16 protein-coding genes, 1 tRNA gene and 1 pseudogene are annotated in these 17,807 nt (G+C 69.1%); 12 read left to right on the top strand and 6 right to left on the bottom strand.

The window, feature by feature from the left end; all coding sequences use genetic code 11:
- Positions 1-50: 50 nt before the first annotated feature.
- Positions 51-683, bottom strand: coding sequence for a DUF305 domain-containing protein (locus ACFQ4H_RS18340; protein WP_377572207.1), 633 nt, complete (start codon positions 681-683; stop codon positions 51-53).
- A 96-nt stretch (positions 684-779) separates the two neighbouring features.
- The gene (locus tag ACFQ4H_RS18335; RefSeq protein WP_377572206.1) at positions 780-1,247 is read right to left on the bottom strand and encodes a DUF6153 family protein; all 468 of its coding nucleotides are present in this window, start codon (positions 1,245-1,247) and stop codon (positions 780-782) included.
- Positions 1,248-1,420: 173 nt separating this feature from the next.
- Here ACFQ4H_RS18335 and ACFQ4H_RS18330 point away from each other — a divergent pair, with 173 nt between their 5' ends.
- The 3 genes from ACFQ4H_RS18330 to ACFQ4H_RS18320 all read left to right on the top strand — a co-directional run bounded on the left by ACFQ4H_RS18330 (position 1,421) and on the right by ACFQ4H_RS18320 (position 5,525).
- Entirely contained in the window at positions 1,421-3,562 is a 2,142-nt protein-coding gene (locus ACFQ4H_RS18330) for a heavy metal translocating P-type ATPase (RefSeq protein ID WP_377572205.1), read from the top strand.
- 145 nt (positions 3,563-3,707) lie between these two features.
- Entirely contained in the window at positions 3,708-4,523 is an 816-nt protein-coding gene (locus tag ACFQ4H_RS18325; RefSeq protein WP_377572204.1) for a phosphatase PAP2 family protein, read from the top strand.
- A gap of 240 nt (positions 4,524-4,763) precedes the next feature.
- Positions 4,764-5,525 (top strand): class I SAM-dependent methyltransferase, encoded by a 762-nt coding sequence (locus ACFQ4H_RS18320; RefSeq protein WP_377572203.1) that lies wholly within the window; start codon positions 4,764-4,766, stop codon positions 5,523-5,525.
- A gap of 107 nt (positions 5,526-5,632) precedes the next feature.
- On the opposite strand, the gene ACFQ4H_RS18315 is transcribed toward ACFQ4H_RS18320, so the two are convergent.
- On the bottom strand, positions 5,633-5,935 hold the full coding sequence (locus tag ACFQ4H_RS18315) for a metal-sensitive transcriptional regulator (RefSeq protein WP_377572202.1): 303 nt from the start codon (positions 5,933-5,935) through the stop codon (positions 5,633-5,635).
- Between the two features lie 87 nt (positions 5,936-6,022).
- On the opposite strand from ACFQ4H_RS18315, the gene ACFQ4H_RS18310 reads away from it, so the two are divergent.
- The 5 genes from ACFQ4H_RS18310 to ACFQ4H_RS18290 all read left to right on the top strand — a co-directional run bounded on the left by ACFQ4H_RS18310 (position 6,023) and on the right by ACFQ4H_RS18290 (position 11,404).
- A complete protein-coding gene (locus ACFQ4H_RS18310) occupies positions 6,023-6,274 on the top strand; it encodes a heavy-metal-associated domain-containing protein (RefSeq protein WP_377572201.1) in 252 nt (83 codons plus the stop codon).
- Positions 6,275-6,342: 68 nt separating this feature from the next.
- Entirely contained in the window at positions 6,343-7,764 is a 1,422-nt protein-coding gene (locus ACFQ4H_RS18305; protein WP_377572200.1) for an MFS transporter, read from the top strand.
- Between the two features lie 128 nt (positions 7,765-7,892).
- A complete protein-coding gene (locus ACFQ4H_RS18300) occupies positions 7,893-8,102 on the top strand; it encodes a heavy-metal-associated domain-containing protein (protein ID WP_377572199.1) in 210 nt (69 codons plus the stop codon).
- A 37-nt stretch (positions 8,103-8,139) separates the two neighbouring features.
- Complete coding sequence (locus ACFQ4H_RS18295) at positions 8,140-9,105, top strand: hypothetical protein (RefSeq protein ID WP_377572198.1); 966 nt, start codon at positions 8,140-8,142, stop codon at positions 9,103-9,105.
- Positions 9,106-9,118: 13 nt separating this feature from the next.
- Positions 9,119-11,404 (top strand): heavy metal translocating P-type ATPase, encoded by a 2,286-nt coding sequence (locus ACFQ4H_RS18290; protein ID WP_377572197.1) that lies wholly within the window; start codon positions 9,119-9,121, stop codon positions 11,402-11,404.
- Between the two features lie 97 nt (positions 11,405-11,501).
- Here the strand turns inward: ACFQ4H_RS18290 and ACFQ4H_RS18285 are convergent, their stop codons facing one another.
- A complete protein-coding gene (locus ACFQ4H_RS18285; protein WP_377572196.1) occupies positions 11,502-12,323 on the bottom strand; it encodes a hypothetical protein in 822 nt (273 codons plus the stop codon).
- A 928-nt stretch (positions 12,324-13,251) separates the two neighbouring features.
- On the opposite strand from ACFQ4H_RS18285, the gene ACFQ4H_RS18280 reads away from it, so the two are divergent.
- From ACFQ4H_RS18280 to ACFQ4H_RS18265, 4 genes are all read left to right on the top strand, one after another.
- Complete coding sequence (locus ACFQ4H_RS18280; RefSeq protein WP_377572195.1) at positions 13,252-13,791, top strand: PadR family transcriptional regulator; 540 nt, start codon at positions 13,252-13,254, stop codon at positions 13,789-13,791.
- Positions 13,788-14,546, top strand: coding sequence for an ABC transporter ATP-binding protein (locus ACFQ4H_RS18275; protein WP_377572194.1), 759 nt, complete (start codon positions 13,788-13,790; stop codon positions 14,544-14,546). The genes ACFQ4H_RS18280 and ACFQ4H_RS18275 overlap by 4 nt, the downstream gene beginning before the upstream one ends.
- Position 14,547: 1 nt before the next feature.
- Positions 14,548-16,338, top strand: a complete 1,791-nt coding sequence (locus tag ACFQ4H_RS18270) for an FtsX-like permease family protein (protein WP_377572193.1) — start codon at positions 14,548-14,550, stop codon at positions 16,336-16,338.
- Between the two features lie 119 nt (positions 16,339-16,457).
- Positions 16,458-16,892, top strand: coding sequence for a hypothetical protein (locus ACFQ4H_RS18265; protein WP_377572192.1), 435 nt, complete (start codon positions 16,458-16,460; stop codon positions 16,890-16,892).
- A 446-nt stretch (positions 16,893-17,338) separates the two neighbouring features.
- Here the strand turns inward: ACFQ4H_RS18265 and ACFQ4H_RS18260 are convergent.
- A tRNA-Ala gene (locus tag ACFQ4H_RS18260) sits at positions 17,339-17,415 on the bottom strand.
- A gap of 183 nt (positions 17,416-17,598) precedes the next feature.
- Positions 17,599-17,807, bottom strand: a pseudogene (locus ACFQ4H_RS18255) (hypothetical protein); the annotation flags it as partial.

Genomic DNA, 17,807 nt, shown 5'->3' with positions numbered 1-17,807 from the left:
GGGCCACCCGACGCGAAGCCGGCTGGCCGCGCGTCGGGTGGCTGGCTGGCCTAGATCTTGGCCAGCATCGCCCGCATCTCCTGGATCTCACTGTTCTGGGCACCGATGATCTCGCCGGCCAGCTTCTTCGCGGCCGGGTTCTGGCCCTGCTGCTGCTCGGTGGTCGCCATCTGCACCGCGCCCTCGTGGTGGCGGATCATCATCTCCAGGAACATCCGGTCGAACTTGGCACCGGTCGACGCCTTGAGTTCGGTCATCTCCTGCTCGGTCATCATCCCGGCCATCCCCTCGTGGCCGCTGCCGTGCGAACCGTGACCACCGGCCGACGGTAGCGGCGCGCCCCACTGGTTCAGCCAGTCCGTCATCTGCTGGATCTCCGGCGCCTGCGCCTGCTTGATCTTGGCGGCGAGCGCCTTGACCCCGGCACCCGCTCGGGTCTCGGCCAGGTCCGCCATCTCGACGGCCTGCTGGTGGTGCGGGATCATGCCCTGCGCGAAGGCGATGTCGGCCTGGTTGTGCTCGACACCGGGCTGAACGGACGTGCTGCTGGCCGTGGGGCTGGCCGCCCCGGCGTCGTGTCCGCCGTTGTGCGAGTCGTCGCTGCATCCGGCCGCGAAGGCCAGGGCCGCTACGGCAGCGGCCACCACGCCGGTGGCACGACGGATCGTCGGAAGGTTACGCATGAGAATTCGGCTCCTTGACTGCCTCGAATCGGGGTACGAGCGCTGTGGCGTACGCCCTCGCGACGACGCGAGCGCGTATGCCGGCAAGGAGTCGGCCTATATCCGGAAGACGGACAGCTCACTCAGCGTTGGTGGACCGCAGCCGGACCCGCCCGCCGCCTGCTGCATCGCGGTACGGGGTGAGACCGCCGACTGAACCGTAGGTGGGACGCCAGGCACCGCCGTCAGCAGCAGCACCGGCCCGGTGGAGCTGGCCGGTGCGGTGAACTGGCAGACCTGGCCGGCGTGCCCGTGTCTGTTGTCGTCCCCGTTGCCGTCCGGGCACTCGCCATCCGGCCGCCCACAGTGCCCGTCCCCGGCTGGCGGAACGGCCGTCATGGGCCCGTGCCCGGCGGCTTCCTGCTGCACCGTCGCGTGTGCCGCTGAACCGAGGTCGGGGGCTCCGGCCAGCTGATGCATCACCACCAGACCGACCAGCGTCGCCAGCAGCACACCCCACCGCGTCAACCGCCAGCCGACCGAGCCGCAGACGCGGCGGGCCAGGCCGTGGCGGGTGACCGTCATGCCCGAAATGCTAGACGACCGGGCCGAGCCGACGGCCGGGAAGGGCGCACCCGGGGCCGCGCGCAGCTTGATCGACCAGGGATTCCCACGACCGTCAGAACGATCTTTTCAGAAAGTGTTTGGAAAATACCCCCTGGGGGTATAACGTTCTCCGGGCAAGGAGGAGATCTGAGATGCAGCAGCACGGCGGACACGGCTCCCACACCGGACACGAAGACCACCACGGACACGGTGGGCACGAGAGTCACGGCGGACACGAGAACCACCAGGGCCACGGTGGACATGTTGGTCACGGTGGACACGGTGGACACGACAAGCATGCCGGGCACGACCCGGAGATCTTCCGACGCAAGTTCTGGCTGAGCCTGGCCCTGACCGTACCGATCGTGGTCACCAGCCACATGATCATGGACTGGTTCGGCTACTCGCTCGACTTTCCCGGGATCGGTCTGATCGGTCCGGTGCTGGGCACCGTGGTGTTCCTCTACGGAGGCTGGCCGTTCCTGGTCGGCGGGGTACGGGAGGTCCGGGACCGGGCCCCGGGCATGATGCTGCTGATCGCGATGGCGATCACGGTCGCCTACGTCGCCTCGCTGGCCACCAGCCTGGGCGCGTTCAACCTGGACTTCTGGTGGGAACTGGCTGCACTGGTCACCATCATGCTCCTCGGCCACTGGCAGGAGATGAAGGCCATCGGTCAGGCCCAGGGCGCGCTCGCTGCCCTGGCCGCCCTGCTGCCCGACGATGCCGAACGGGTCACCCCGGATGGGGGCGTACAGCGGGTTTCGATCGGTGACCTTCGGGTGGACGACGTGGTGCTGGTCCGGCCGGGCGCCCGGGTGCCCGCCGACGGCCGGGTCGTCGACGGTACGGCCGAACTCGACGAATCGATGATCACCGGAGAGTCCCGGCCGGTCGGTCGAGGCGTGGGTGACCGGGTGGTCGCCGGCACGGTGGCCACCGACTCCGCGATCCGGGTCCAGATCGACGCGGTCGGCGAGGACACCGCGCTGGCCGGTATCCAACGCCTGGTGGCGCAGGCCCAACAGTCCAGTGGCCGGGCCCAGGTCCTGGCCGACCGGTTCGCCGCGATGCTGTTCTACATCGCCACCGCCACCGCCGTGGTCACCTTCGCTGCCTGGTGGGCGTTCGGCAACATCGACGAAGCCGTGGTACGGACGGTGACCGTACTCGTGATCGCGTGCCCGCACGCCCTCGGCCTGGCGATTCCCCTGGTGATCTCGTTGTCGACGGCGACGGCGGCCAAGGCCGGCATCCTGGTCAAGGACCGGTTGGCGCTGGAGCGGATGCGTACGGTCGACGCGGTGCTGTTCGACAAGACCGGCACCCTGACCAAGGGCGCCCACACCGTGACGGCGGTCGCGGCGGTGCCCGGATCGAGTGAGGACGAGGTGCTCCGGCTGGCCGGCGGTGTCGAGGCGGACAGCGAACACCCGTTGGCTCGGGCGATCGTGGCCGCCGCCGTCAAGCGGGGCCAGCCGGCCACGGCGGCCAACTTCCGGTCGCTGACCGGCCGCGGCGTCCAGGCCGACATCGACGGGGCCAGCTACGCCATCGGCGGCCCGGCCCTGCTGAACGAGTTCAAGGTCCAGGTGCCGGACGAACTGGTCCGGACGACCGAACAGTGGTCGGCCCGGGGGGCTGCGGTGCTGCACCTGGTACGCCTCGACAGCACCGCATCGCCCCAGGTGCTCGGTGCACTCGCCCTGGAGGACGAGGTACGCCCCGAAGCCCGGCAGGCCATCGAGCAGTTGCGGCAGCAGGGGGTCAAGAAGATCGTGATGATCACCGGTGACGCGCGGCCGGTGGCCGAGGCGGTCGCCGCCGAACTGGGCTTCCAGCCCGGTGTCGACGAGGTCTTCGCCGAGGTCCTGCCGGCCGACAAGGACGAGGCGGTCGCCGAACTGCAACGTCGCGGCCTCACCGTGGCGATGGTCGGTGACGGGGTCAACGACGCCCCCGCCCTGGCCCGCGCCGACGTGGGGATCGCGATCGGTGCCGGTACGGACGTGGCCATCGAGTCCGCCGGGGTGGTGCTGGCCTCCTCCGATCCGCGTGGCGTCACCGGGATCATCCGGCTCTCCAAGGCCTCGTACCGGAAGATGATCCAGAACCTGGCGTGGGCCGCCGGCTACAACGTGGTTGCGCTCCCGCTGGCTGCCGGTGTGCTGGCCTGGGCCGGTGTCGCGCTCAGCCCGGCCGCCGGGGCTGTGCTGATGTCCGCCTCCACCATCGTGGTGGCGCTGAACGCACAGCTGCTGCGCCGGGTGCGGCTGGCCCCCACCCAGCAGTAACGGAGTCCTGTCGGGACCTGCCACGATCCGCCCGTGCCGGGTCACCGACCACCCGTACGGATGCCGCCGACCCTGACGTTCGTCAGGGTCGGCGGCCTACCTTTGGCGCATTTGTTCGTCCGACCACCCCCCGTACTCTCGCCTGATGGCGAAGCGTGTTAAATCGGACTCGATGCAGAACATCGATTTGGTGGGCCAACAACCTGCCCAGAAGTGGCCGAGCCTGGGACGGGTACTGGTGTCCCTGGCACTGCTGGTCGCGGGCATCGGGTCGGTGATCGGCCTCATTCCGGACGGTGCGGGCGGCGCCAATCCGATCGAGGTCACGTCGGGTACGTCCGCTGCCACCTACCGCCTGGTCACGGACCTGGCCGAGGAAGGGCCCTCCTGGCTGCACACCTTCGTCGAACTGGCCACCGAGGGCACGGTGGTGCTGCTCGTCCTGATGCTGGTCGCCATCTGGTGGACCGGCCGGCGACGCGGCGCACAGATCGTGGCCGGCACTGTCCTGGTGGGTGCCGGCATGACGACCGCCTACCTGATCAGCGAAGTGATCAAAGTGGCGGTGAACGAGGAACGGCCCTGTCGCGCCCTTCCCGGGGTCGAGATCGCCGTCGCCTGCCCCAGCGTCGGGGACTGGTCGTTTCCGAGCAACCATTCGGTCATCGCCGCCGGGCTGGCGGTCGGCCTGGCCCTGGTGGCCCCGCGCTTCGCCCTGCTGACCCTGCCCCTGGCTGCGGTGGCCGGCGCGCTGCGGGTCGTGGCTGGCGTGCACTATCCGCACGACGTACTCGCCGGGATCGTGCTCGGCGGCACCGTCACGGCGGCCACGGTGATCATCCTGACGCCGCTGGCCACCCATCTTGTCCGCTGGCTGAGCACGATCCGGGCGTTGCGATTCCTGGTGCTGGCCGATGCGCCCCGTACGGCGGGTCCCGGTCCGACCGGAGTGGGACGCTAGGCACCCCTCCCGGGAAGGTGACCGAGCCGACCTCCGGCTCGGCCCGGCGACATCGCTCGGCCCGGCGGCACGGCTCGGCCCGGCGGCACGGCTCGGCCTGTCGGCACGGTTCGGGCCGGCAGCACCGCTCAACGCGCTCAGCCGATGACGGTCGTCGACCCCGACGACCGTCGCCGCCGTTCCCCCACGCTGGATTGTCAAGTCTCGACAGGCAATCGGACAGTAATTAGCGTAATCCCCATGAGTCCTTACACTGAACTCGACGCGGCTGCCTGGCAGGAGAGCTGGGACCGCCAGCAGGAGGCGTACCTTCCCGACCGGGAGGAGCGTTTCACCGCATTGCTCGACACCGTCGCCGCGACCACTGACTCACCGGCTCCCGCTGTTCTCGACCTGGCCGGCGGGACCGGCTCCATCTCGCTACGGACGCTGCGCCGCTTTCCGCACGCCAACACCACCCTGGTCGACGTCGACCCGGTGCTGCTGACCATCGCTCGGGCCACCCTGGACGAGCGCACCACGGTGGTCACCGCAGATCTGCGTACGCCGCAGTGGGTGGAGGCCCTCCCCCGCGACGGCTACGACGCGGTACTGACCGCGACGGCCCTGCACTGGCTGGCGCCCGACCGACTCAGCGCCCTCTACGCGGAGATCCGGGAGGCGTTGCGGCCCGGCGGGGTGTTCGTCAACGTCGACCACATGCCGGACGAGGGACTGCCGGGCCTCAGCGAGAAATTCGGTCTCCGGGAGCGGACCCGCCGCGAGGCGCGGTACGCCGCCGGGGCGGCACTGTCCTGGCAGGCCTGGTGGGAGCACGTCGACAGGGACGAGACGCTCGGCCCGCTGATGGCGGAACGCCGTCAGGTCTTCTCCGGCGAACACTCCAGCGAAACGGACAAACCCGCATCGTGGCACATCGACACCCTGCGGGCAGCGGGTTACGCCGAGGCCGGCCTGATCTGGCGCGGCGCACGCGACGCCGCGGTCGTCGGCGTCCGCTAGGGATCTGACGGCTGTCGACATGGAGAAGTGACGCGACAGCGCAACACGTGGACGGATGGACGAAGCGGCCCGGGCGGGGCCGCTTCGTTCCACCGGGCCGAGTCGACTCAGCCGCGCTTCATCAACCGCCCGACGGCGGCCATCATCTCGGTCGCCACCTCGTCCGCCCGCCCACCGGCCGCAGCCTCGTGCATGCAGTGCCGGGCATGGCCGTCGAGCAGCCCGAGCGCCACCTTGTCCAGGGCGGCCTGGATCGCGGAAATCTGCGTTAGTACGTCGATGCAGTAGCGGTCGTCCTCGACCATGCGCTCGATCCCCCGGACCTGCCCCTCGACGCGCCGCAGCCGCGCGAGCAGTTGATCCTTGCTGGCTGTGTAGCCCCGGGTCGGCTTATCCGTAGGTGTTGTCATACCCGCAATGGTACCCAACCCCCCGGGGGTATGGTACGTTCCTCTGCGTCAAATACCCCTACGGGGTACCGGTATAAGGAGACTGTCATGTGCGGCTGCGCCAGCAACGAAACCCAGACCGTCGAGACCCCCGCCACCGAGGGACGCGACTACCTCGTCAGCGGCATGACCTGCCAGCCGTGCGCGACCCGCGTCAGCACGGCGGTACGCGCCGTGTCGGGCGTCACTGACGTCACCGTCGACCTCACCGCAGGTCGGATCACGGTCGCCGGCACCGCCAGCGACGCCGATGTCCACGCCGCCGTCGTGGGCGCCGGTTACCAGATCACGAATTCCTGACCACATCAGTGGTTGCTGACTAGGTCCCGGCGCCAGGGCGCGCCGGGACCGGAACGGGATGGCTTGTCATGTCTGCGGATCCTCGGCGCTGGTGGGCACTGCTGGTGCTCGCTACCGCCCAGTTCATGGTCATCATGGACACGTCGATCATCGCGGTCGCGTTACCGGATATGCAGGACGCACTCGGGTTCAGCCCCGAGTCGTTGCAGTGGGTGTTCAACGCCTATGCGGTGGCGTTCGGCGGTTTGTTGCTGCTGGGCGGCCGACTGTCCGACCTGTGGGGCGCCCGTCGGGTGTTCACCATCGGTTGGGCGATCCTGATCGCCGGTTCGGTGCTGGCGGCGGTGGCCCGCAACGCCGGCACGGAGGTTGCCGGCCGGGCGGTGCAGGGCGTCGGTGCCGCACTGATCGCACCCGCCGCGATGACGCTGTTGATGGTGCTGTTCGCCGGACAGCCCAAGGAACTGCCGAAGGCGCTAGCCATCTACGGTGCGGCAGCCCCGGCCGGCGGTACGGCCGGCGTGTTCCTGGGCGGCGTGATCACCGAGTGGCTGAGCTGGCCCTGGGTGTTCGTGATCTACGTACCGATCGGCCTGCTGACGTTGGCGATGGTGCCTGCGGTGCTGCCGGCGGTACCGGGGCGTCGCGGCGGCCTGGACGTGATCGGTGCGATCTCGGTGACCGGTGGTCTGGCGTTGGCGGTGTACGCGATCGTGCAGGCCCCCGAGCGGGGTTGGGGCTCGGCCGGCACGCTACTCCAGTTGGCTGGAGCGCTGGTCCTGCTGGCCGGGTTCGTGGTCGTGCAACGGCTCGCCGGTAACCCGCTGATGCCGTTGCGGGTGTGGCGTACGCCCAATCTGGCGGGAGCCAACCTCGCCATGACCCTGCTGGGCGCGGCGTGGATCCCGATGTGGTACTTCCTCAACCTCTATGTCCAGCAGGTACTTGGCTTCGGGGCGTTCGCCAGCGGTGCCGCGTTGGTGCCGATGACCGCGTTCATGATGATCCTGATGGTGGGCGTCACCGGACGTCTGATCAACCGGTACGGCACCAAGCCGCTGATCGTCTCCGGCCTGGCCGTACTCGCCCTGGGGCTGGGCATGCTGGCCACCGTCGATCAGGACGGGACGTTCCTGGTCGACGTCCTCCCCGGCTCGTTGGTGTCGGCGGTCGGCATGTCCCTGGTGTTCATCCCGGCCACCATGGCGGCGATCGGCGGGGTCAAGCCGGAGCAGGGCGGACTGGCCTCCGGCATCGTCAACACCACCTACCAGGTGGGCTCCGCGCTCGGTCTGGCCGCGATGACCGCGATCGCCACGTCACAGGGCGCGGACCGGATCGGTGACCTGCCCGCGCTGACCGACGGTTTCTCGGCGGCGTTCATCGGCGCGGCGGTCGTCGCCCTGGGCGGCGCGATCCTGGCGACGTTCACCCTGCGTACGCCGAAGCCCGCCCCGGTGGAGCAGCCGGAAAGAACCGTCAAGGTGTGAACCGGGCCGGGTGGGTGTTCGGGTCACGACCCCGGCCCGAACACCCGACGGCACGAGAAATACCGCACACCCCGCCGTACCGGTACCCCCCAGGGGTATATAGTGAGAGCCGAGGAAAGGAGTCGGTCATGGTCACCGAGAAGTATCTGGTCAAGGGAATGACCTGTGGGCACTGCGTGAACTCGGTCAGCACGGAGGTTGGCGCCATCCCCGGCGTCAGCGACGTAAAGGTCGATCTGAGCTCGGGCGAGGTCACCGTCACCAGCGCCGAGACTCTCGACCGGGCGGCGGTCGCCGCAGCAGTCGACGAGGCCGGCTACGAACTCGTCACCCCCTGACAGAAATTTCGCAACAACCACAAATGAGGTAAACGCGATGAACACGGCGACGAAACTGGGCGCATTCGGGCTCGGGCTCGTGGTGGTGTTCGGTGGAGCGTTCGGGGCCGGCCGCGTGGTCGGCCCCGGCACCCCCGCCGAACCGGGTCACAACACCAGCACCGGTGGACACAGCGGCGGCCACGACGAGCAGACGAAATCCGACACCACCGCCAATGGCGGGCTCACGCCTGGCGGGCTCCTGGTGTCCGACCGCGGCTACACCTTCACCCCGGTCACCGGAGCGGACGGGGAGTTCGCCTTCCGGATCATCGGTCCGGACGGGCAGCCCGTCACCGCCTTCGACGTCGAACACGAGAAGCGGATGCATCTGATCGTGGCCCGTCGGGACCTCTCCGGCTTCCGGCACGTGCACCCCGACCTGGCCGCTGACGGAACATGGCGGGTCACCTCACCGTTGGGTGAACCGGGGAGTTGGCGGGCGTTCGCCGACTTCAAGCCCACCGGCGGGGAGGCACTCACGCTCGGCGTCGACGTCGCCGTACCGGGCGTCTTCGCTCCCCGGGCGCTTCCCGCCACGTCGGCCACGGCAACCGTGGACGACTACACCGTCACGCTCGACGGAGTGCTGACCCCCGGCCGGACCAGCAAGTTGACCTTGAACGTCAACCGGGGCGGGGCACCGGTCACCGACCTACAGCCCTACCTCGGCGCGTACGGACACCTGGTCGCCCTGCGCGACGGTGACCTGGCGTACCTGCACGTCCACCCCGACGGGGAGCCGGGGGACGGAAAGACCCAGCCCGGTCCGTCGGTGACCTTCTACGCCGAGGTGCCCTCGACCGGCACCTACCGGCTGTTCCTGGACTTCCAGCACGGCGGCGTCGTACGCACCGCCGAATTCACCCTCACCGCCGGGCCGACCGGGACCCCGGCCAGCCCCACCGAAACGGCCACCACACCGGCCCCGACTCCGGCCTCGTCCGGACACTCGCACAACTGAGCAGGAGAGTCCCATGTCATCAGTCACCAGGCCGTTGCAGACGGCTCCGAACCAGATCGAGTTGGCGATCGGTGGCATGACCTGCGCCTCCTGCGCCTCCCGGATCGAAAAGAAGCTCAACCGGCTCGACGGGGTGACCGCCACGGTCAACTACGCCACCGAGAAGGCGAAGGTCACCTTCGACGACACCGTCACCGCCGAGGAACTGATCGCCACGGTGGAGAAGACCGGTTACACCGCGAAGCTGCCCCCACCGCCCAAACCAGCGGGCGCCGCTCCCGGTCAGGGCTCCGAGGCCGAGGCCGGCGAGCCCGCCGACGAGCTGCGCGGACTGCGTACCCGGCTGTGGGTGTCGCTGGTGCTCACCGTACCGGTGATCGCCCTGGCCATGGTGCCCGCGTGGCAGTTCGAATACTGGCAGTGGCTGTCACTGACCCTGGCCGCCCCGGTCGTCGTCTACGGCGGACTGCCGTTCCACAAGGCCGCCTGGACCAACCTCCGGCACGGCGCGGCCACCATGGACACCCTGGTGTCGGTCGGCACCATCGCCGCGTTCGGCTGGTCGCTGTGGGCGCTGTTCTTCGGCACCGCCGGCACCCCCGGCATGACCCACCCGTTCACCCTGGACATCACCCGCACCGACGGTGCCGGCAACATCTACCTCGAAGCCGCCGCCGGGGTCACCCTGTTCATCCTCGCCGGCCGCTACTTCGAGGCCCGCTCCAAGCGCCGGGCCGGCGCGGCCCTGCGTGCCCTGCTGGAACTCGGCGCGAAGGACGTCGCGGTCCTGCGCAACGGTGTCGAGACCCGCATCCCCGTGGGCGACCTCACCGTCGGTGACCGGTTCGTCGTACGTCCGGGCGAGAAGGTCGCCACCGACGGCATCATCGAGGAGGGCACCTCCGCCGTCGACACCAGCATGCTCACCGGCGAGTCGGTGCCGGTCGAGGTCGGCCCCGGCGACCAGGTGGTCGGCGCGACCGTGAACGCCGGCGGCCGGCTCATCGTCCGCGCCACCCGTATCGGTGCCGACACCCAGCTCGCCCAGATGGCAACCCTGGTCGAGCAGGCGCAGACCGGCAAGGCGCAGGTGCAGCGGCTGGCCGACCGGATCTCCGGGGTGTTCGTACCCATCGTCATCGCCCTCGCCGTGGCGACCCTCGGCTACTGGATCGGCACCGGCAACGGCATCACCGCGGCGTTCACCGCAGCGGTGGCCGTACTGATCATCGCCTGCCCCTGCGCCCTCGGCCTGGCCACGCCGACCGCACTGCTCGTCGGCACCGGTCGGGGCGCCCAGCTCGGCATCCTGATCAAGGGTCCGGAGACCCTGGAGTCGACCAAGAAGATCGACACCGTGGTGCTGGACAAGACCGGCACCGTCACCACCGGCAAGATGACGCTGGTCGACACCATCACCGCCGATGGGCAGGACACCGACGAGCTGCTCCGCCTCGCCGGGGCGCTGGAGGCCGCGTCCGAGCACCCCATCGCCCAGGCCATCGCGGCCGGCGCCGCCGACCGTACCGGGACGCTGCCCGCCGTGACCGGGTTCGCCAACGTCGAAGGACTCGGCGTCACCGGCACCGTGGACGGCCACACCGTCACCGTCGGTCGGGCCCGGCTCCTCCACGAAAGTGGGCTCACCCTGCCCGTCGAGGTGGAACGCGCCGCCGCAGCCGCCGAGGTCACCGGTCGTACGGTGGTCTACGCCGGCTGGGACGGTACGGCCCGGGGGGCGTTCGTGGTGGCCGACGTGGTCAAGCCGACCAGCCGACAGGCCATCGCGGGCCTGCGGGCCCTCGGCCTGACCCCGGTACTGCTCACCGGTGACAACACCACCGTCGCCCGGACCGTCGCGGCCGAGGTCGGTATCGACGAGGTGATCGCCGAGGTCATGCCGGCCGACAAGGTCGACGTGGTCAAGCGGCTCCAGGGCGAGGGCAAGGTCGTGGCGATGATCGGTGACGGGGTCAACGACGCCGCCGCACTCGCCCAGGCCGACCTCGGTCTGGCGATGGGCACCGGCACCGACGTCGCCATCGAGGCCAGCGACCTCACCCTGGTCCGGGGTGACCTCAACGCCGCCGTCGACGCCATCCGGTTGTCCCGGGCCACCCTGCGCACCATCAAGGGCAACCTGTTCTGGGCGTTCGCCTACAACGTGGCCGCCCTGCCGCTGGCCGCGACCGGCCTGCTCAACCCGATGATCGCTGGCGCCGCCATGGCCTTCTCCTCGGTGTTCGTGGTCAGCAACTCGCTGCGGCTACGCCGGTTCAAGACGTACGCCGGGCGATAGGTGTCCACTGACGGATCCCCTACCCCGACACTGCTCAGGCCCTCTCTACAGAGGGGGCCTGAGCAGTTACCAGAGGGGGCCTGAGCAGTTACTCAGCTCAGCCGGCCAGGCTGGCGTTGAAGGCCTCGATAAGGATTCCGGACGGGGTCTCGTAGTAGCCGACCATGCCGGGAACACGGCCGACCAGCGACATCCCGCCAGCGACGAACTGCCGCTCCACGCTAGCAACATCAAGCGTAGGGTACCCGTAGTGGATCGGCGTCACCCTGTCGGAGCAGGCGTAGCGGGGCAGCAGCGGAGCGTGGTGCGGCGTCTCCACCGCCAGGTACAGCGGGCCGCTCACCGAGGTGTAGGCGATGATGTCAAGGACCTGCGAGGTTCCGTCCGCGAACACGTACGGCATGGGGAACACCCGCATGTCCCAGGCGACGCCGAGCAACGTCGAAAGTGTGGCGACGAACGCGTCCGGAGCGCACGGTGACAGGGTCAGCGACATGATCGGCCCAAGGTCCGATGCCGCCGGTGCCGGGCCTGCGGCACCTGGACGCGCCACCGCGTCGGACTCGATGAGCCGAATGGTGAGGCCGCCGATGCCACGCCAGAACGAGACATCCTCGTTGCTGGCGATCTTCCGGAAGCCAGCCCGGGCAAGCTTGGTCGACTTCGGGGTCCGCGCGAGGTCGGGCACGGTGTAGGAGAGCACCGACGAGGTCGGCGCGACGGCCCACGGCCCGATGGGCGGGCTCGCCTGGACCAACTCCACGTGCGGGCCGCCCCGCAGCGAGACCGCGTGCCGTAGGACGACATGACGGGTACGGCCGTCCTCTAGCTTTATCGACGTCTTGGTCATCTTGACGGTGCCGAACTGGTTGCCGGTCGCGGCGGCGTACTCGGCCACGGCGGCGGTCACATCGGACACCGGAATCATGATGCGGTCAGGCGGACCGATCGGGTTCGCCACCGCCGCCTGCGCGGCGGGTGTCACTACTACCAGGGAGAGGGCGAGCAGAAGACCGCTGACGGCTCCACCAACCCCCCACACCCTTTTACGGGTGAGCAAGGATTACCTCCGAAGGTGGGATTCGTACTGGCTGAGGGCACCGCGATGCGACACCCGCCTGATAATCTTGCTGTCGATATTGCGTATACAAACGAGTTCCGTCAACCCTCCGACCGGGTTGTCGCGAATCGCTCGACGCTTCAATCTGGACTTGCTCTTGTCCAATTCGGAAATATCGTCTATTGCCATGTGACTATCGGCCACCGCGACGCTACATAATCGGATGCGCGGAGCGAACCCGTTGCGCAAAGTGACGACGATCGCCCCTCGCAGGGGCGCGACCAGCACATCCGTCGGACGCGTACCGCCTCCCAGGGAAACTGGTTGCACAGCGGAGTGGCGCCGAAACTTGGGAATCGATAAGTGTATATTTGATTCTGTCCGAACCCGCGACCCACGGCTTCGCGTGGGACAGCAATTTGCGTCAGGATGGTTTTCGACAAAATCGAGCATCTGGCGCGCCAGAGTCGTCGATGTCGGCGCGGCGCTAACCGAAAGTACGGTCGCAGAAGCTGTGCGGCGCGTCCGGATAGGTGGCCATCGGCGCATCCCCGCCATGCTCGCGAACCCGCTCCGCGAACTATTCGACATCGGCGATTGGCGTGACGTCCTGCCCCACGGCGCGAATCAGCAGCGGAGACGTGATCCTGTCCGCGACGTCGGCGGCCCGCGACTGATGCATCGGATAGGCAACTGGCCGTACCCTCCGCGCCCGCCGGCGGATTTGACAGCACCATGGCTAACGGTTATCTAATAGCGGTCCGTCTGTCCAAAGGGGTGTGCCCGGGTGCAGGATGTGGTGCTGGCCATGCTGGCGAAGGAGCCTGCGCATGGGTACGAACTGCGCAGCCGGATGCGTGACGCGCTGGGCCCGGTCGGCGACGCGATGAACGCCGGGCAGATCTACGTGGTTTTGGCCCGACTGGCGAAGGCTGGGCTGGTGACCTCGGAGCGGGCCGAGGGCCTGCCGGACCGGCCCGACCGCCGGATCTACGCACTGACCCCGGCCGGACAGCACCGGGTCGCCGGCTGGCTGACCGAGGTGAGCTGGCCGAAGCCGGACCTTACGGAGTTTCACCTGAAGCTGGTGGCTGCCGCAGCCGGCCGGCTTGCTGATCCCGTCGCGCTGATCGACGCGCAGCGGCGCGAGGTGCTGCGCCGGCTACGCGACAACCAGCGCGCGGCGCTGGACCGGTCGGTGGATCCGATTGCCGGGGTGCTGCTGGAGGGCGTGGTGCTGCGGCTGCGGGCCGACCTGGAGTGGCTGGAGGCATGCGAGCGCATGTGGACCGGGCGTGATCGGACTGGACAGAAGGCGGAGGCATGACCTCGATGGCGCTGCGGGCGCGCGGGCTGACCAAGCGGTACGGCTGGAACAACACGCTGGTGCGCGCGGTCGACGAGGTCGATCTGGACGTACCCCACGGGCAGACGCTAGCGATCATGGGCCCCAGCGGCTGTGGCAAGTCCACCCTGCTGCACCTGCTCGGCGGACTGCAACGCCCGACCGACGGACAGGTGTGGCTGGCCGACCAGCGGATCGACACGATGAGCGAACGGGCCCTGGCCCGGCTGCGGCGCCACCATATCGGCCTCGTGTTCCAGTCCTTCCACCTCATGGACGAACTCACCGCCGTGGAGAACGTCGAGATGGCCGCGCTGCTGGCCGGTCAGTCGCCCGGCCGGGCCCGCCGACGCGCCCTGCACCTGCTGGAGCAGGTCGGGCTGGCCGACCGCGCCGCGCACCTGCCTTCGGCGCTCTCCGGCGGCCAGCGCCAACGTGTCGCCATCGCCCGCGCACTGAGCAACGAGCCGCTGGTCGTACTGGCCGACGAACCCACCGGCAACCTGGACAGCGCCGCCACCCTGGACGTGCTGCGGCTGTTCGAGGAGTTGCGCACCAGGGAACAGACGCTGGTGGTGGTAACCCACGACGCCCGCATCGCGGCGGTCGCCGACCGGGTGATCGCCATGCGCGACGGGGCGTTCGCCGACGACAGCCTGCTCGCCACCGCCGCCACCGCCGCCACTAGCACCGGCACTGGCACTGGCACTGGCACCGTCTACGACGGGCGGTGCTGACATGAACGGCCGTCTGCTGCTCGTCTGCCGGCTGCTGGTCCGGGACCTGCGCCGACGCCGGACCGAAACCGTACTGCTGCTGGTCGCCATCACCACCGCGACCGCGACGCTGACCCTCAGCCTCGCCCTCAACGAGCTCGTCACCCGTCCGTACCAGCAGACCCGGGCCGCCACCGCAGGCCCGGACCTGGTGATAGAGCCGGGCAGCACCGGCCCGGAGGCGCTGGCCGCGCTCTCACCGCTGACGGCCGCACCCGGCGTCACCGGCCACAGCGGACCCTACCCCCTCCTTTTCAAGATGCTGACCGTCCGCGACCTGACCGTCCGGGTCGTCGTCGAGGGCCGGGATGCCACCCCGGCCGCGCTCGACCGTCCGGCGGTGACCGACGGCACCTGGGTACGCCCCGGCGGCGTGGTCATCGAGCGCGCCTTCGCCGACGCCCTCGGTGTGCACACCGGCGACACGGTCAGCATCGACGGCCATCCGATGCAGGTGGCCGGGACCGCGGTAACCGCCGCCAGGCCCGCGTACCCGTACGTCGCGTGGCACATACCAAGCAGCATCCTGCACGAGGCGGGCGGCCTGGTCTGGGTCGACCGCAGCGACATCGCCACGCTCGCCGGCACTCAGCCGCTGACGTACACCCTGAACCTGAAACTGGCCGACCCGCAGGCCGACATCTCGGTCTTCGGCCCGGAGCGCAGGAACCCCAAGTTCCGGGGCTGGCACATCAGAACCTGGCAGCAGATCGCAGACGTCAACGGCCGGCTGAACAAGAAGGCACAGGAGGCCCTGCTGGTCGGCAGCTGGCTACTGACGATCCTCGCGCTGACCGGCGTCGCCGGTATCGTCGCGGGCCGGATCATCGGCCAGCGACGCCGGGTGGGGCTACTCAAGGCCGTCGGCGCCGGGCCCGCCATGATCGCCGCCGTCCACCTCGCCGAGTACCTGGTGGTCGGGCTCGCTGCCGCCGGTATCGGTCTGGCCGCCGGCTGGCTTGCCGCACCGCTGCTGTTCGGCCCGACCGCCGGACTCATCGGATCCGTCGGCGCCCACCCACCGCTGCGCGTGGTGGCCGCCGCCACCGCTCTCGCCCTCGGTATCGCCGTCGCGGCAACCCTGGTACCGGTGGTACGCGCCGCCGCCACCAGCACCATCCACACGCTGGCCGACGCCGCCACGCCACCGCGCCGCCGACGGTGGGCCATCTGGCTGTCCCGCCGACTACCCACCGCCCTACTGATCGGGATACGCATCAACGCACGCCGGCCGCACCGCGCCCGACTCGTCACGGCAAATACCCTGGTCAGCACAGCCACACTCGCCGCCGTACTCATGGCACAGGCGCAGGATCACACCCCGGTACCGCTCGGCCACTCGACGCTTCCCGACCGCCGCGATGAGCGAACCATCCAGGCCATCCTCCTCGTCGCCGTCGTGGCGTGCGTCGTCGCGCTTCTCAACACCATCGTGAGCACCTGGGCCGCGGTCCTCGACACCCGGCAACCGCTGGCCGTCGCCCGCGCGCTCGGCGCGACGCCCGGACAGGCCGCCACGGGCCTGGCGGTAGCACAGCTGCTACCCGCCGTACCCGGCGTTGCCGCCGGAATCCCTATCGGCATCGGGCTATATCTTTTATTCAGCAATGGCGATCAGCAGTACGCACCCGCCTCCTGGCTGCTCGCCATGGCACTCGGAGTCCTACTCGCCATCGCCGCGCTCACCGCCCTCCCCGCGATGGCCGCCGCACGCCACCCAGTCGCAGACACCCTCCAGTCCGCACCGGCCTGACAGCCGTCACCGGCGCCTACATCCGCTCACGGCGCTGCAACCGAGCGGAACCGCAGAGCAGGACGGCACCACATCCGACGGCCGGGGAAGCCTGAGCGGGTACATGATCCAATGGTGCGGTGGAACTCACCAAGCAGTTCAGTGAGCAGCAGTACGCTCGGGCACTGGAGTCATGGGCCTGGCTGGATCTCGCTGGCAAGGCTCCGCGGTTTACCTCGCTGTTTGGCAATGTGTTCCTTGAGTCTGCGGACGGGGCGTGGTGGTTCCTCGACACCTTCGAAGGGCACCTCGTACGGGGATGGAACTCCCGCGCCGACCTGACTGCCGAACTGGACACCGAGGGTGGCCAGGACAGGTACCTCCTGGCCACCCTCGCCATGGCCGCACACCACCGGCGCGGGCTTCAGTTGGACGCCAGCCAGATCTATGCCTACGCGCCACCGCCGATCGTCACGGGCAGTTTCGACGTTGATCAGATCAAGGTGTTCGGCTTCGTTGCGGTGGTCAATACCGCTGGCCAGCTCCACAGGCAGCTACGGAACCAGCCCAGTTAGGAGCTGGGCCCATCGAACTGTCGAGAGACCCGCCGCCCCGTAGTGCCCGCCACGACGTTGGTCACGGCATCACCTGTATCCGCACGTCGGCGAGCGGCAGAACGCTGCTGTAGCCGACAAGGTCATTTCCGATGACCCGTGTAAGGCGGTACGGCTGTCCGCGATCCTGCGGGGCTTCTCGTGGGCTCCGAAGCGGGTGCCCACCGATGAGGGCCGACCCCACCGACGTACAGAACGCCCTACGTCACTCCAGCCTGCGGATCACGCTGGAGACGTACGTGCATTGGTGGCTGAAAGAAGAACCGTCGCCGAAGCACCGTCAGCGGCACTTCAAGCCGCGACGGTCAGACGGCAACAGGCCGCAACGAACCAAGATCCGAACTGATTTGTACTGAGCCTGTACTTGTGGATCTTCTTCCAGCGTTTCCGCTGGTCAACGGTGGTGATGGTGGAGCTGAGGGGATTTGAACCCCTGACCCCCTCGATGCGAACGAGGTGCGCTACCGGTCTGCGCCACAGCCCCTTGGCCCACCACTGGAACTTCGTTGTGAGCCGGCGACAAGGCTAACAGGTCTGTCCCCGCCATCGCGAATCCACCCCCGCACCCACCCGCCCCACCCCTCCCTGTTGATCATGGAGTTATCGCCCAAAATACCGCCGATTCCGCGCAATAACTTCATGATCAACGAGAAAGGGCGGAGGGTGGTCAGGCGGAGTGGGAGCCTCGGCCAGCCTCGTACGCCCGCCCGCGCAGTCCCCCGGAGCGGCGGTACGACACCGAGCCTCCCGCCCGCCGCCCGCCACCCGAGGCGGCGGACGGGAGGTCGTTGGCCCCGTCCAGGCCCATCGCCGCCCGGCGTACGACCTCGCGTTGGGCCGCCAAGCGACGCTGCGCCTCCCGGCGGGCCTCGGCCC

The organism is Micromonospora sonneratiae (genome assembly GCF_042679305.1).
In the GTDB taxonomy this organism is placed as follows: domain Bacteria; phylum Actinomycetota; class Actinomycetes; order Mycobacteriales; family Micromonosporaceae; genus Micromonospora_H; species Micromonospora_H sonneratiae.
Note: the sequence above shows the minus strand (reverse complement) of the source record. Positions and strands in the feature narration are given on the sequence as shown.